Raw genomic sequence first — 14,876 nt, forward strand, 5'->3', positions numbered from 1 at the left:
GCGGGCAAGGCCCGCTCCTACACAAGGGCGCTATTGCCGGCGTACGCCGTGGACCACGCTCAACCGCCGCAGCCTGCGCATCACTTCGGCCAGGTGGTTGCGGTCGCGCACCTGGATGGAGAAGCGCAACACCGCCGCGTTGATGTCGCGTTCCAGGTATTCGACCCGGTCGATGTTGGACTTGGCCTGGGCTACGGCCGCGGCGACCTGCGCCAACACACCCGGGCGATTCTCGACATCGATCAACAACGACGCGTCGTAGTCGCCGCTGACATTCGTATCCCAGCCGATAGGAATCCAGCGTTCCGGCGACTTGCGGAATTCGACCACGTTGGGGCAGTCCAGGCGGTGGACCACGATGCCCTTGCCGGCGGTGTGGTAACCCATGATCTCGTCGCCGGGGATCGGCTGGCAGCAGTTGGCGAAACTGATCACCCCGCGCTCGGTGCCGTTGATCAGGATCTTTTCCTGCGAATGCCGGGAATGGCCGCCGCCGCGCAACTCGGCGAAGGCGGTCAGCGCCTGCGCCGCCTGCGCCGGCATCCAGTTGCCCAGGGCGACGTCGGCGAGCAGCGCTTCCAGGCGCGGATAGCGATGCTCGGCCAGGAACGCCTCGAGCCGCTGCTGCGGCAGGCGTTCCAGCGAACTGTCCAGATCTTCCAGCGCGCGGTCGAGCATGCGATGACCGAGCTGCACCGCGTCCTCGTGCACCAGTTGCTTGAGCTGGTGGCGGATCGCGGTGCGGGCCTTGCTGCTGACCACGAACTCCAGCCACTGCGGCTTGGGCGCGGCCGACTTGGCGGTGATGATCTCCACGCTCTGGCCGCTGGCCAGCTTGGTCCGCAACGGCACCAGTTTCCTGTCCACGCGCGAAGCCACCGCCTGGTTGCCGACGTCGGTATGCACGGCGTAGGCGAAATCCAGCGCGGTCGAGTTGCGCGGCAGCGACAGGATCTTGCCCTTTGGGGTGAACAGGTAGACCTCGTCCGGGAACAGATCGACCTTGACGTTGTCGAGGAACTCCAGCGACGAGCCCGCCGCGCGCTGGTTCTCGATCAGCTCGATGATCCAGGCATGGGCGCGGCTCTGCGCGCTGTTCGGGGTCTGCGCGCCGTATTTGTAGGTCCAGTGCGCGGCGATGCCGCGCTCGGCGATCAGGTCCATTTCCTCGGTGCGGATCTGCACTTCGATCGGCGAACCGTAAGGCCCGAACAGCACCGTATGCAGCGACTGGTAGCCGTTGGCCTTGGGGATGGCGATGAAATCGCGGAACCGCGAATCCAGCGGCTTGTACACCGCATGCACCGCGCCCAGCGCGTGGTAGCAGTCCGGCACGGTCGAGGCGACCACGCGGAAACCGAACACGTCCATGACCTGGTCGAAGCTTTTTCCTTCGCCGCGCATCTTGTTGTAGATGCTCCATGGCGTCTTGATGCGGCTGACCAGACGATGCTGCAGGCCTTCCTTGGCCAGGCGCTGCGACAGGTGCGCCTCGATCTCCGCCATCGACTCGCGGCGCACCACCGGCTGGCTGCGGATGTGCTTCTCGATGATCGCGTGGCGCCACGGATACAGCGCGCGGAAGCCCAGGTCCTGCAGCTCCGACTTGACCAGGCCCATGCCCAGGCGCTGGGCGATGGGCGCGTAGATGTCCAGGGTCTCCTTGGCGATGCGCTTGCGCGCATCGATGCTCTGCGCGCCCAGCGTGCGCATGTTGTGCAGGCGGTCGGCGAGCTTGATCATGATCACGCGCAGGTCGCGCGACATGGCCAGCAGCATCTTGCGGAAGCTCTCGGCCGCGGCTTCCTGGCGATCGCGGAAATGCAGCTTGTCCAGCTTGGTGACGCCATCGACCAGTTCGGCGACCGATTCGCCGAATTCGGCGGTGATCTCGGCCTGGGTCAGCGGCGTGTCCTCGATGGTGTCGTGCAGGATCGCCGCGATCAGGGTCTCCACGTCCAGCCCCAGCTCGGCCAGGACCTGGGCCACCGCGACCGGATGGGTGATGTAAGGCTCGCCGGACTTGCGGATCTGGCCAATGTGCGCGGCGGCCCCCACTTCCCAGGCGCGGCGCAGCAGCGGTAATTGTTCGGCCGGCAGGTAACTGGCGGCCCGTTCCAGTTGATGGACGTAATCCGGCACTACCCCATCCGGCGATGGCGGGTGATCGAGGGTCTCGACGTTACGTCTTGAAGTCATGCCGCAAGCCTATGCCAGCGGGGTAATAACGGCAAATTGGCGTTGATTGCGGGAAGCAGATGCGCGGGCCGTTGCCGTTGCTCTGCTGTGGCTGTGGCTGTGGCTGTGGCTGTGGCTAACGACAACGACTACGGGATGGTCGCTGAAAAGCAAACAGCCCGCGTAAGCGGGCTGTTAGATGTGAAGCCTTTGAACCGGGAATCGCTCAGTCGTCGCCCTTCGACAGATCGTCGTCGGCCACCACTTCCGCCGCGGCCCATTCCAGGGCTTCGCGCTCGGCGCGCTCGCGCTCGGCCTTCTCGACCTTGTTGATCAGCTCGTTGTCGATCTTGCGGGCGGCGATCTCGCGCAGCGCCAGCACGGTCGGCTTGTCGCCGCTTTCGTGGTTGTCGATGAGCGGCTCCACGCCATTGGCCAGCTGGCGGGCGCGCTTGGAGGCCATCATGACCAGCTCGAAACGGTTTCCAACGACTTCCAGGCAATCTTCTACGGTGATGCGGGCCATGCGGGCTCCCGGCGACCGGCGGGGTCGCGCGAATTGATACGAGGGGGCGCGGATTGTAGGGCCTGCGCCCGCCAGAAGCAACACTTCCCTTGTAAATCAGCCAGTTATGCGCCAGATCTGGCACCCCGGGCGTTACCTCATGGGCTTCCACCGGGCCTTGTGGGACGGGCTTCGGCCTCGATGCCCGCGGCCTGTCGGGGCTGAAGCCCCTCCCCCAAGAGGAAGCAGGCTCATGGTTGCGCGGCTCAATCGGCCAGAAGGTTCGAGATCAATTTCCCGTGGCGCGCCACCTGGGGTTCCCGGCGCAGCCGGCTGGCGGTGAAGATGGAGCACATCTCGTCCACCGCGGTGTCGAAGACCTCGTTGACGATGACGTAATCGAACTCGCCGTAATGCGACATCTCCTCGCGCGCGGCGGCCAGCCGTTGCTGGATCACCGCCTCGCTGTCCTGGCCGCGGTTGCGCATGCGCTGTTCCAGCGCCTGGCGCGAGGGCGGCAGGATGAACACGCTGACCGCATTGGGCAGCTTGTCGCGCACCTGGCGCGCGCCCTGCCAGTCGATTTCCAGCAGCACGTCCTTGCCGGCGGCCAGCTGCGGTTCCACCGACTGCCGTGCGGTGCCCTTCCAGTCGCCGTGGACGCGCGCGTACTCGAAGAAGTCGCCGGCGCCGATCATCTGCTGGAATTCGTCTTCGGTGACGAAGTTGTAGTGCTGGGCATGGCGCTCGCCCGGCCGTGGCTGGCGCGAGGTGAACGAGATCGACAACGCGATCTGCGGGTCGCGCGCCAGCACCGCGTTGACGATGCTGCTCTTGCCGGCGCCCGAGGGCGCCGCGACGATGTAGAGGGTTCCGCGCATAAGGTCAGGAACGAGTGTAAAGGAACGAGGAACGAGTGGTCACGGCCGGCATCGCCGGCATTGATTCGCCACTCGTTCCTCGTTTCTCTCCACTCTTCACTCGATGTTCTGCACTTGTTCGCGGATCTGGTCGATCAGCACCTTGAGCTCCACCGCGATATTGGTGGTGCGCACGTCGACCGACTTGGAACCGAGCGTGTTGGCTTCGCGGTTGAATTCCTGCAGCAGGAAATCCAGGCGGCGGCCGACCGGCTCGGTCTGCTTCAGCACCCGGCGGATTTCCTTGATGTGGCTGTCCAGCCGGTCCAGTTCCTCGTCCACGTCGAGTTTCTGCAGTCCCAGCACCAGTTCCTGTTCGACCCGTCCCGGATCGGCGGGATGGGCCAGGTCGGCGAGGCGCGTTTCCAGCTTCAGGCGCTGGCCGGCGCGGATCAGCGGGATCAGCTCGCGCACCTCGGCGGCGCGCGCGGACAGCGCATCGACGCGTTCGCCGATCGCCTGCGCAAGCTTCTCGCCTTCGCGTTCGCGCGCGGCGACGAACTGGTCCAGCAAGGCGTCCAGCAGCGCCAGCGCATGCGCCTGCAGGGCCTCGGCATCGACCGCCCTGCTCTGCAGCACGCCCGGGTACTGCAGCAGATCGACGAACTCGGCGCGCAATTGCGGAAAATGCGCGTCCAGTTCCAGCGCGACCGCGGCCAGTTGCTTGATCAGGTCCTGGTTGACCCGCACCGCGCCCTCGCCTTCCGGCGAACGCAGGCGCAGGGAGAAGTCCAGCTTGCCGCGGGCGATGCGCGCGGCGATGCGTTCTCGCAGTACCGGCTCCAGGACGCGCAGTTCTTCCGGCAGGCGCAGACCCAGTTCCAGGAAGCGATGGTTCACCGCGCGCAGCTCGCACGCCAGGGTGCCGCCATCGGTGGCGCGTTCGGCGGTGGCGTAAGCGGTCATGCTGCGGATCATCGGTTGGACCTGAGCTGCGGGAGGCGAATGGTACCCTAGCCCGCCCTTTTTACGGATTCGCGCATGACAGTTGCCCGCCCCAGTGGCCGCCTCCCCGAACAGATGCGCGAAGTGAGCATCCAGCGCGGCTACACCCGCCATGCCGAGGGCTCGGTGCTGGTTTCCTTCGGCGAGACCCGCGTGCTGTGCACAGCCAGCGTGGAAAATCGCGTGCCGGGCTTCCTGCGCGGCAAAGGCGAAGGCTGGGTCACCGCCGAATACGGCATGCTGCCGCGCTCCACCCATACCCGCAGCGATCGCGAGGCCTCGCGCGGCAAGCAGGGCGGACGCACGCTGGAGATCCAGCGCCTGATCGGCCGTGCGCTGCGCGCCTGCGTGGACCGCAATGCGCTGGGCGAACGCACCATCACCCTGGACTGCGACGTGCTGCAGGCCGACGGTGGTACCCGCACGGCAGCCATCACCGGCGCCTACGTGGCCCTGGTGGATGCGGTCAACTGGCTGAAGAAGAAGAACGAGCTCAAGCGCGATCCGATCCACGGCGCGGTCGCCGCGGTCTCGGTCGGCATCTATCGCGGCGTGCCTGTGCTGGACCTGGATTATCCGGAAGACAGCGACTGCGACACCGACATGAACCTGGTGATGAACGACGGCGGCGGTTTCATCGAGCTGCAGGGCACGGCCGAAGGCCATGCCTTCCGCCGCGACGAACTGGACGCATTGCTGGCGCTGGGCGAAAAAGGCATCGGTGAATTGTTCGCCGCTCAGCGCGCTGCGTTGGCAGACCAATAACACGTAGGAGCGGGCCTTGCCCGCGATGCTTTTGTATTTGCCGGAAATCCTGAAGAGCATCGCGGGCAAGGCCCGCTCCTACGAACAGCCGGATATCGAGCCATGAAACAAACCCTCAGCCTGGTCGCCCTGGTCGTAGACGACTACGACGAAGCCATCGCCCATTACACGGGCGCACTGGGTTTCGACTTGCTGGAAGACACCGATCGCGGCAACGGCAAGCGCTGGGTGCGGGTCGCGCCGCGCGGCAGCAGCGAAACCGGCCTGCTGCTGGCCAAGGCCGGCGATGACGCGCAGCGCGCGCGCATCGGCGACCAGCATGGCGGGCGGGTGGGCTTCTTCCTGCAGACCGACGATTTCTGGCGCGACCACGCTGCGATGAAGGCGAACGGCATCGAGTTCCTGGAAGATCCGCGCGAGGAACCTTACGCCACCGTCGCCGTTTTCCGCGACCGCTACGGCAATCGCTGGGACCTGCTGCAACCACGGGGCGAGGCATGAAACTGGTCCTGGCCTCCTCCAACCACGGCAAGCTCGAAGAACTGCGCGGCCTGTTGTCCGGCAACGGCACCGAACTGATCGCCCAGTCCGACCTGGGCGTGGAGGATGCGGATGAAACCGGCATCACCTTCGTCGAGAACGCGCTGCTCAAGGCCCGCCACGCCACCCGCATCACCGGCCTGCCGGCGCTGGCCGACGATTCCGGCATCTGCGTCGACGCCCTGGACGGCGCACCCGGGCTTTATTCGGCGCGCTACGCCGGCGAGCACGGCAATGCCTCGCGCAATATCGACAAGCTGCTGGAAGAACTCGACGGCGTTCCGGACGAACGCCGCACCGCGCACTTCTACTGCGTACTGGTGCTGCTACGCCATGCCGACGATCCGCAACCGCTGATCGTGGAAGGCCAATGGAACGGCCGCATCCTGCACGAACCGCGCGGCAGCGGCGGCCATGGCTACGATCCGGTGTTCTTCGATCCGGTCCATGGCCAGTCGGCAGCGGAGATGGAGCTGCCGTTCAAGAACGGCATCAGCCATCGCGGCAAGGCCCTGGCTGCGCTGAAAAAGCGCCTCGCGGCCCTGTAGGAGCGCCCATGGGCGCGAGCTCTTCGTCCCGCATCAAGGATCCCACCGGAAAGCTCGCGCCCATGGGCGCTCCTACAATAGGCACATGCTGACCCCACCGCCCTTGTCGCTATACGTGCACCTGCCCTGGTGCGTGCGCAAATGTCCGTATTGCGATTTCAATTCGCACGAGGGCAAGGGCGCGTTGCCGTTCGCAGGCTACGTGGACGCCCTGATCCGCGATCTGGACCAGGACCTGCCGCTGGTCTGGGGCCGCACGATCCACAGCGTGTTCTTCGGCGGCGGCACGCCCAGCCTGTTCCCGCCCGAGCAGATCGATCGCTTTCTGCAGGCGGCGAGCAGCCGCCTGCGTTTCGCGCCGAGTCTCGAGATCACCCTGGAAACCAACCCGGGCACCGCCGAGCACGGCCGTTTCGACCAATACCGCGACGCTGGCGTCAACCGCATCAGCTTCGGCATCCAGAGCTTCGACGACGGTTGCCTGAAACGCCTGGGTCGCATCCATGACAGCGCCGAGGCCGAACGCGCGGTGAAACTGGCCCAGGACGCGGGCTTCGACAATTTCAACCTGGACCTGATGTACGCCCTGCCCGGCCAGGACCTGGCGATGGCCGAATACGACCTGCAACGCGCCTTCGCCCTGCAGCCGACCCATATCTCGCATTACCAGCTGACCCTGGAGCCGAACACGATGTTCTTCGCCCGGCCGCCGCAAGGCCTGCCGGACGACGACAGCGCCTGGGACATGCAGGAGCATTGCCAGGCCCTGCTCGCGGACGCCGGCTATGCCCAATACGAGGTCAGCGCCTATGCGCGGTCCGGGCGCCAGTGCGCGCACAACCTCAATTACTGGCGCTTCGGCGACTACCTGGGCATCGGCGCCGGCGCCCACGGCAAGCTCACCCTGGGCGCGGAGCAGGACATCCTGCGGCGCTGGAAGACCAAGCACCCGACGGTCTTCCAGGCCGAAGCGGGCACGCCGGAATCGTGGGGCGGCGACGAGCGCATCGCCCCGGAACGGCGGCCCTTCGAGTTCATGTTGAACGCGCTGCGGCTCAACGAGGGCTTCGCCTTGGCCGACTTCGAGGCCTGGACCGGCTTGCCGGCTGCGGGAATCCGCGCGCAGCTCGAACAGGCCCAGGCCCGCGGCTGGCTGGCCGTCGCCGATGATCGGGTCGTGCCCACCGGCCTGGGCCGTCGCTTCACCAACGACGTGGTGGAACTGTTCCTGGGCCTGTAACCGGCGCTACCGGCGTTATGGACAAAGCATGCCCACCGGGGAATGTGTTTAATATCGCGTCAGGGGAGTGACCGCAACACATGTCCAAACCACCACACGCAGCGCCTTCCACGACTCCGGCGACGATCGCGTCCGCGCCGTTGCTGCCACCCCGTGTCCGCCGCATCCTTGCGACCTTCTTCGCCCATGTAGCGACCGATCTGGGCGAACGCATCAACCTGATGCTGGTGGAATTCGAGCAGCAGTTGTTCAAGTCGGCCGAGCGCGCGCGCAGCAACGAGAAGCAGTCGGAACAGTTCGCCAACCTGCATGCGCTGCGCAAGAGCCGCAGCGACCTGCTGCCGATGTTCCTGGCCGGACTGGAGGCGGAAATCGCCAGCATCCGCGATATGCGCCGCGCCCCGGCCGAAGCCCACGAGCGCATCGAATACCAGACCATGACCCTGGTCGAAGACGCGGAAATGGACCAGGACATCGTGTTGCGCGAGATCGCGCGGCGCCATGACGCCCGTACCCAGACGCCGCTGCACCTGTTGGGCCAGCGTTTCGGCGTACTCGCCGGTTCCCCCGCCTTCGATGCCGCACTGTTGCCGGTCGGACCGCAGGCGTTGTGCCGGATATTGCGCGCGGCGGCCGGGGCGACCTTCGAGATCGACCTGGATTCGCAACTGATGCTGTACAAGTCCTTCGACCAGAAGGTGATGGCGGAATATACCGGCTGGATCGAAGTGCTCAACGATCTGCTGGCGCGCCAGGGCGTGTTGCCAGGCCTGGTCTATGCCCCGCAATTGGCGCGTATCGACAAGCCGGCCGGGCGCAGGAACATGGCCGAAGCGCACGCGCATTCTTCTGCCGCCTCGCGGCCGATGACCGACTGGTATGGCCAGTCATCGCCCTCGGCATGGACGGTCATGGGCGCCGACGGCGGCACTGCGGGCGCGGCCAGTCGCGCGCCCGATGCAGCCGCCACCCCGGCAGACGGCGGAGGCGACACCCGGGTCGCGATGACCGCCGACGATGCATCGTCTTTCGCCACGCTTCAGCAATTGCTGTCCGGTCGCCGTGTGGCGACGATGGCCGGACCCGCCAGGCAGGCATCCGCCCACTCGCCTCCCACGCAAGCCCGCGGAGGTGGCCCGGCCGTCCCGCTCCCGACCCAGGCCGTGCTGTCCGGCCTGCGCCTGCTGCAACCCCAGCCGATACCGGCGGTCGCCCCCGGCAACCCCCGCCGCACCATGCTGGACGTGCAGGACACCCTGCTCGCCCAGGGTCGCGAAAAGCACGGGCCGGGCGCCACCCTGGTACAGCAGGATGCCGACACCTTCGAGCTGCTGGGCCTGCTGTACAACGAGATGGAACGCGAAGTGCAGCGCGACGCGCCCGCGGTCGATCTGCTGGTGCGGCTGCAGGTACCGGTGGCCCAGGCCGCATTGCACGACCGGGAATTCTTCCTGCGTCCGCAGCATCCGGCGCGCGAGCTGCTGAACTCGGTGGCCGAATCCGGCGCCACCTGGCTGGGCGATGGCGACGGCGATCCGCAACTGGTGCAGAAGCTGCATCACGCGGTGGAGCGCGTGGTCGCCGATTACCAGGGCGACGACGAGGTCTTCGAGAGCGCCAACAACGACGTGCAGGCCCACTTCCGGGCCATGGCGCGCAAAGCCGAAGTCGCCGAGCGCAGGCACGTGGAAGCGGCGCGCGGCAAGGACCGGCTGGAAACGGCCAAGAACCGCGCCGCCGAAACCATCGAAACCGCGCTGCAGGGACATGCCCCGCAGAAATTCGTGCAGGCCCTGTTGAACCAGGCCTGGGCCGACGTGCTCCCCCTCAGCCAGCTGCGCAACGGCGAGGATTCGGAGGAGTGGCGCGAGCAGGTCGAGATCACCCGCCACATCGTCGCCAGCACCAGCGGGCCGGTGCAAGACGAGGATGTCGCGGCCATCGATCCGGAACTCACCTCGAAGGTCGAGGCCGCCCTGGTCCAGGTGGGCTACCACGGCGACGAGGCCGCGGCCATCGCCCGGCGCCTGTCCAGCGCGGACGGCGAGGACGAAACCACTTCGCGCACCGAACTGACCGCGCGGCTGAAGGCGCGTGCGCGGCTCGGCGAGCAGACCGAGGTCAAGAAGAAAGTACATGTTCCACGCACGCCGAAGGAACAGGAATGCCATGACTACCTGCGCACGCTGCCGTTCGGCACCTGGTTCGAGTTCGCCATCAACCAGCAAGGCGACATGACCCGCCAGCGCCTGTCCTGGTACAGCCCGGTCACCGACAACGCCCTGTTCGTCAACCAGCGCGGCCAGCGCCTCGGCGAACAGTCGCTCGACAGCCTGGCGCGCTTGATGGCCCGCGACCAGGTGCGCGTGGTCACCCAGGGCAAGGGCCGCCTGATCGATCGCGCCTGGCAGGCCACGGTCAATGCCCTGCGCAACTTCTCCGGAAATGCCGGCGCAGGCGACGCCGCCAGCGCGGGAGCCGGCGCATGATCAACGAATCGCGCCGCTCGCAACGCCGCAATGTCCACGAATCGGTGATCGTTTTCGACACGATGACCGAGCAGGCCATCGGCCGGGTCGGCAATATCTCGGAATCCGGCATGTTGCTGGTCGCCAGCGCGCCGCTCTGCGAGGACGCTCTGTACCAGTTGCGTTTCGAGATCATCGATCGCACCGGCCGGGTGGTGCCGATCGACGTGGGCGCGCACCTGATCTGGCTCGGCAGCGCCAACACCCCCGGCCAGAGCTGGGCCGGATTGCGCTTCCTGACCCTCGAGGAAAGCCAACTGGCCGTGTTGCGCCAGTGGATAGCGCGGTCCGATCCCCGCACGTAGGAGCGGGCCTTTGTAGCGGATGTTGCTTTTGTAGGAGCGGGCCTTGCCCGCGATGCTCTTCATCGCATCGCCATAAAAGCATCGCGGGCAAGGCCCGCTCCTACGGTCAATGCGTCGTGACGCCACTTGCGGCAAAATCACGGGATTCCGAAACGAGTGCCCGCGATGACCGTTCCCGATTTCCAGGCCCTGTACGCCGATCACCTGGCCGCGATGAAACGTCGCGCCGACGAAGCGCTGGCGCGCGGCGGCTTCGACCATCTGGTCGTGCCCAGCGGCACCCTGCATTACCAGCTCTTCGACGACCGCGACTATCCGTACGCGGTCAATCCGCAGTTCAAGGCCTGGCTGCCGTTGACCCGGGTGCCCAACAGCTGGCTGGTGTATACGCCGGGACAACGGCCGAAGGTGCTCTTCCACCAGCCCTTCGACTACTGGCACGTGGTGCCGGACGCGCCAAGCGGCTGGTGGGTGGAACATTTCGACATCCACATCATCCGCAAGCCGGAAGAGGCGCTGGCGTTGCTGCCCAAAACCGCCGCCCGCTGCGCGATCCTGGGTGAGGCGCAAAGCACGCTGGGGGACTACGCGCCGAACAATCCGCAACCGGTAGTCGATTACCTGGAATACCAGCGGTCCTACAAGACGCCGTACGAGATCGCGCTGATGCGCGAAGCGCAACGCCTGGGCGTGCGTGGGCATCGCGCCGCCGAGGCGGCGTTCCGCGAAGGCAAGAGCGAATTCGCCATCCACATGGCGTACTGCGGCGCCGTGGGCCAGGACCTGGGCGAACTTCCCTACAACAACATCGTGGCCTTGAACGAACACGGCGCGGTGCTGCACTACACCGAACTCGGCCGCACCGCACCCGCGCAGTCGCGCAGTTTCCTGATCGATGCCGGCGCCAGCTTCCACGGTTACGCCAGCGATATCACCCGCTCCTACGCCGCCGATACTTCAGGCGAGTTCCAGGCGCTGATCGATGCGGTCGACACGGCGCAGATCAAGATGGGGGAAGGCGTCCGCGCGGGCACGGACTACAAACAGCTGCACATCGATGCCCACGTGTCGCTGATGGGCATCCTTAAGGATTTCGGCGTAATCAAGGTGTCGCCGGAAGCCGCACTGGAAACCGGAGTCAGCGCCGCGTTCTTCCCGCACGGCCTCGGCCATCCGATCGGCCTGCAGGTCCACGACGTCGCCGGCTTCGCCGAAAGCGACCGCGGCGGCAAGATCGCCCGTCCTGCCGGACATCCCTACCTGCGCATGACCCGGGTGCTGGAACCGGGCATGGTGGTGACCATCGAACCCGGCCTCTACTTCATCGACATGCTGCTGGATGAAGTGAAGAAGAACGGCCACGCCGCCAGCGTCGACTGGGCGCGCGTGGAGGCGTTCCGGCCGTATGGCGGCATCCGCATCGAGGATGAAGTGATGTGCACCGACGGCGAGGCCGAGAACCTGACCCGCCCGGCCTTCGCAGCCAGCGCCTGACCTGGCATAGGCATAACCTGGCGTAGGAGCGACGTGAGTCGCGAAGCCATGAACCGTTGGAAGTCATGAACTTTCGCGACTCACGTCGCTCCTACGCCTGAAGAAATTCTCCGAGGTCCGCCTCTTTACAAGAGCCGGCCCGGATAGCCGCCACCGCATGCCGGACTGCGGACACGCTCGTGCAGTTACCGTCCATCTCCGGGTGGCAGGTACTTCTCGTGCAGTTTCACCGGCTTGGTCCGCGCAGCCGCACTGCGCCTGCGGATCCACAGGTTGATCAGCTCGACGAACACCGAGAATGCCATCGCCGCATAGATGTAGCCCTTCGGGATGTGCTGGCCGAAACCATCGGCGATAAGCACCAGGCCGATCATGATCAGGAAGCTCAGCGCCAGCACCTTGACCGTGGGGTGGCGCTCGACGAAGTCGCCGATGGGCTTGGCGAAGCCGATCATGAAAGCGATGGAGATGAGGATCGCGGTCACCATGACCCAGCGTTCCTCGACCATGCCCACCGCGGTGATGATGGAATCCAGCGAGAACACCACGTCCAGCAGCATGATCTGCACGATCACGCCCATGAAACTCCCTGCCGCGCCTAATGTCGCTTGCTCTGACGCACCCTCCAGTTTCTGGTGGATCTCATGCGTGGCCTTGCCGATCAGGAACAGGCCGCCACCGATCAGGATCAGGTCGCGCCATGAAAACTCGTTGCCGAACAGACCGAACAGCGGCGCAGTCAGTCCGATGATCCACGAGATCACGAACAGCAGCGCCAGGCGCGTGATGGCGGCCAGCGCGATGCCGAGCTTGCGAGCCTTGTCGCGCTGATGCTCGGGAAGTTTGCCGGCCAGGATCGAGATGAAGATGATGTTGTCGATACCCAGCACCAGCTCCAGCGCGGTGAGCGTGGCCAGTGCGATCCAGATTTCCGGATTTGCCAGCGATTCCATCATTCGTCCAATAAGTAAGAAAATAGAAAACGGGGCACGGGTAGGCCCGCATGCCCGATATTTGAAGGCAGTCCTTCAATGGGTCTTCACGCGACCATCAAGGCTTCGATTTCGTCCGCCGACCGGGCGAGGCGGTCCGTCAACACCCGGTGCCCATCCGCGGTGACCAGCACGTCATCCTCGATGCGGATGCCGATGCCGCGCCATTTCGCATCGACGCTGGTGTCGTCCGGGGAAACGTAGAGACCCGGTTCGATGGTGAAGACCATCCCCGGTTCCAGCATGCGCGATTCGCCGGAAAGCCGGTATTCGCCCACGTCGTGCACGTCCAGTCCCAGCCAGTGGCCGGTCTTGTGCCGGTAGAAGCGCTTGTACTGGCCGCCGGCGATGTTCTTCTCCAGCTTGCCTTTCAACAGGCCGAGCTTGAGCAGTCCTTCCGTCAGCGTCTCCACCGCAGCAGCGTGTCCAGCTTCGTAGGCCACGCCCGGCTTCGCCTGCGCCAGCGCGGCGGCCTGCGCAGCGCCGACCAGGTCGTGCAACGCGCGCTGCTCCTTGCTGAAACGGCCGTTGACCGGGAAGGTGCGGGTGATGTCCGAAGCATAACCACGGAACTCGGCACCGGCATCGATCAGCACCAGCTCGCCATCGGCGGCACGCGCGTTGTTGGCGCGGTAGTGCAGCACGCAGGCGTTGTTGCCAGCGCCGACGATGCTGCCATAGGCCGGCCACGCGTCGTTGGCGCGGAACACGCGCTCGATCTCCGCCTGCAGTTCGTATTCGTGGATGCCGGCGCGCGAGGCACGCATGGCCAGCTGGTGCGCCTCGACGCTGATGTCGGCCGCGCGCTGCATCAGCTTCAGCTCGTCCTTCGACTTGAACAGCCGCAATTCGTGCAGCAGATGCCCCAGTTCGAGGAATTCATGCGGCGGTTGCGCGCCATGCCGGACCTGCTCGCGCACCCGGTTGACCCAGCCGATCAGCTTGAGGTCGAACTCGGCATCGCGGCCGAAGTGGTAGTACACCCGCGAACGGCCTTCCAGCAGGCCCGGCAGGATCTCGTCCAGATCCTCGATCGGATAGGCGTCGTCCATGCCGAACTGCTCGACCGCGCCTTCCTGCCCGGCGCGCGGGCCATCCCAGGCCTCGCGTTCCAGGTCGCGCTCGCGACAGAACAACAGGGTCTCGCCGTGCTTTCGGCCCGGCACCAGGACCAGCACCGCTTCCGGTTCCGGGAAGCCGCTGAGGTACCAGAAATCGGAATCCTGGCGATACGGATAGTGGGTGTCGTTGCTGCGGATGCGCTCGGGCGCGGCCGCCAGGATCAGGATCGCGTCGTCGGTGGACATCCGCATCAGCTGCCTGCGGCGCCGCGCGAATTCCGCGGCGGAGATGCCCGTCGACTGCTTCATCAGTTCAGGCTCTGGCGGTGGCGCGGCCCCAGTACGCAATCCCCATGCAGCAACAGCACCGCGACACGCACGAATTCCTCGATCTCGGCCAGGGCGTGCTCATCCTCGTCGTCGCCGCTGCTTTCCGGCGCGGCCTGGGCCAGGCGGGCCAGGTCGTGCAACGCCTCTTCGGCTTCTTCCGACAAGGGCGGACGGGCGCCGGCCGCGAGCCCGAAGCCGCCGAGGAAACCACGGCACCAGTCGAACAGGGCCTCGGCGCGGTCGTCGAGCGAATCCTCCACCTCGGGCAGCAGCAACTCGAAACCGAAGCCGCGATCATCCAGTTGCGAAGCGCTGGCCTTGCGCAGTTCATCCAGCGGGCCACCCGGTTCCGGCGCCGGAAGGCCATCGTCGGCCAGCACTTTCGCCGGCCAGTTCCCCGTGTTTTCACCGCCACCGGACAGCCAGCCGCACAGCGCGCCATGCAGTTCGGAGGGATCGACAGCCAGGCCGGAGCGCCGCGAGGCCTCGGCGATATCGACGATGGAGGGCAGTTCGGCCATTGAA

General features: G+C 66.0%; 14 protein-coding genes. 7 read left to right on the plus strand and 7 right to left on the minus strand.

Translation table 11 applies throughout. From position 1 onward, the window contains the following. Positions 1 to 30: 30 nt before the first annotated feature. From CSC74_RS10030 to CSC74_RS10045, 4 genes are all read right to left on the minus strand, one after another. Positions 31 to 2,199, minus strand: a complete 2,169-nt coding sequence (locus CSC74_RS10030) for a RelA/SpoT family protein (RefSeq protein ID WP_162314330.1) — start codon at positions 2,197 to 2,199, stop codon at positions 31 to 33. A gap of 205 nt (positions 2,200 to 2,404) precedes the next feature. Continuing rightward, positions 2,405 to 2,704, minus strand: coding sequence for a DNA-directed RNA polymerase subunit omega (gene rpoZ / locus CSC74_RS10035; protein ID WP_162314331.1), 300 nt, complete (start codon positions 2,702 to 2,704; stop codon positions 2,405 to 2,407). Between the two features lie 245 nt (positions 2,705 to 2,949). Then, complete coding sequence (gene gmk, locus CSC74_RS10040) at positions 2,950 to 3,564, minus strand: guanylate kinase (RefSeq protein WP_162314332.1); 615 nt, start codon at positions 3,562 to 3,564, stop codon at positions 2,950 to 2,952. Between the two features lie 96 nt (positions 3,565 to 3,660). Next, complete coding sequence (locus tag CSC74_RS10045; RefSeq protein WP_162314333.1) at positions 3,661 to 4,521, minus strand: YicC/YloC family endoribonuclease; 861 nt, start codon at positions 4,519 to 4,521, stop codon at positions 3,661 to 3,663. A 63-nt stretch (positions 4,522 to 4,584) separates the two neighbouring features. On the opposite strand from CSC74_RS10045, the gene rph reads away from it, so the two are divergent. The 7 genes from rph (at position 4,585) to pepQ (ending at position 11,968) form a co-directional block, all read left to right on the plus strand. Further along, positions 4,585 to 5,313, plus strand: coding sequence for a ribonuclease PH (gene rph, locus CSC74_RS10050; RefSeq protein WP_162314334.1), 729 nt, complete (start codon positions 4,585 to 4,587; stop codon positions 5,311 to 5,313). Positions 5,314 to 5,415: 102 nt separating this feature from the next. Further along, positions 5,416 to 5,814, plus strand: coding sequence for a VOC family protein (locus tag CSC74_RS10055; protein WP_162314335.1), 399 nt, complete (start codon positions 5,416 to 5,418; stop codon positions 5,812 to 5,814). Then, on the plus strand, positions 5,811 to 6,401 hold the full coding sequence (rdgB, locus tag CSC74_RS10060; protein ID WP_162314336.1) for an RdgB/HAM1 family non-canonical purine NTP pyrophosphatase: 591 nt from the start codon (positions 5,811 to 5,813) through the stop codon (positions 6,399 to 6,401). The genes CSC74_RS10055 and rdgB overlap by 4 nt, the downstream gene beginning before the upstream one ends. An 85-nt stretch (positions 6,402 to 6,486) precedes the next feature. Next, positions 6,487 to 7,641, plus strand: coding sequence for a radical SAM family heme chaperone HemW (hemW, locus tag CSC74_RS10065; protein ID WP_162314337.1), 1,155 nt, complete (start codon positions 6,487 to 6,489; stop codon positions 7,639 to 7,641). An 80-nt stretch (positions 7,642 to 7,721) separates the two neighbouring features. Continuing rightward, positions 7,722 to 10,130: a DUF1631 domain-containing protein gene (locus CSC74_RS10070; RefSeq protein WP_162314338.1), complete on the plus strand. Its 2,409-nt coding sequence runs from the start codon at positions 7,722 to 7,724 to the stop codon at positions 10,128 to 10,130. Then, entirely contained in the window at positions 10,127 to 10,474 is a 348-nt protein-coding gene (locus tag CSC74_RS10075; RefSeq protein WP_162314339.1) for a PilZ domain-containing protein, read from the plus strand. The genes CSC74_RS10070 and CSC74_RS10075 overlap by 4 nt, the downstream gene beginning before the upstream one ends. Positions 10,475 to 10,639: 165 nt before the next feature. Next, the gene (gene pepQ, locus CSC74_RS10080; RefSeq protein WP_162314340.1) at positions 10,640 to 11,968 is read left to right on the plus strand and encodes a Xaa-Pro dipeptidase; all 1,329 of its coding nucleotides are present in this window, start codon (positions 10,640 to 10,642) and stop codon (positions 11,966 to 11,968) included. Between the two features lie 185 nt (positions 11,969 to 12,153). Here the strand turns inward: pepQ and CSC74_RS10085 are convergent, their stop codons facing one another. The 3 genes from CSC74_RS10085 to CSC74_RS10095 all read right to left on the minus strand — a co-directional run bounded on the left by CSC74_RS10085 (position 12,154) and on the right by CSC74_RS10095 (position 14,872). Further along, positions 12,154 to 12,921: a TerC family protein gene (locus CSC74_RS10085; protein ID WP_162314341.1), complete on the minus strand. Its 768-nt coding sequence runs from the start codon at positions 12,919 to 12,921 to the stop codon at positions 12,154 to 12,156. Between the two features lie 86 nt (positions 12,922 to 13,007). Next, a complete protein-coding gene (gene pepP / locus CSC74_RS10090; RefSeq protein ID WP_162314342.1) occupies positions 13,008 to 14,330 on the minus strand; it encodes a Xaa-Pro aminopeptidase in 1,323 nt (440 codons plus the stop codon). Next, entirely contained in the window at positions 14,330 to 14,872 is a 543-nt protein-coding gene (locus CSC74_RS10095; RefSeq protein ID WP_162314343.1) for a UPF0149 family protein, read from the minus strand. The genes pepP and CSC74_RS10095 overlap by 1 nt, the downstream gene beginning before the upstream one ends. Between the last annotated feature and the right edge of the window lie 4 nt (positions 14,873 to 14,876).

This window comes from Pseudoxanthomonas yeongjuensis (assembly GCF_010093345.1).
GTDB lineage: Bacteria > Pseudomonadota > Gammaproteobacteria > Xanthomonadales > Xanthomonadaceae > Pseudoxanthomonas_A > Pseudoxanthomonas_A yeongjuensis.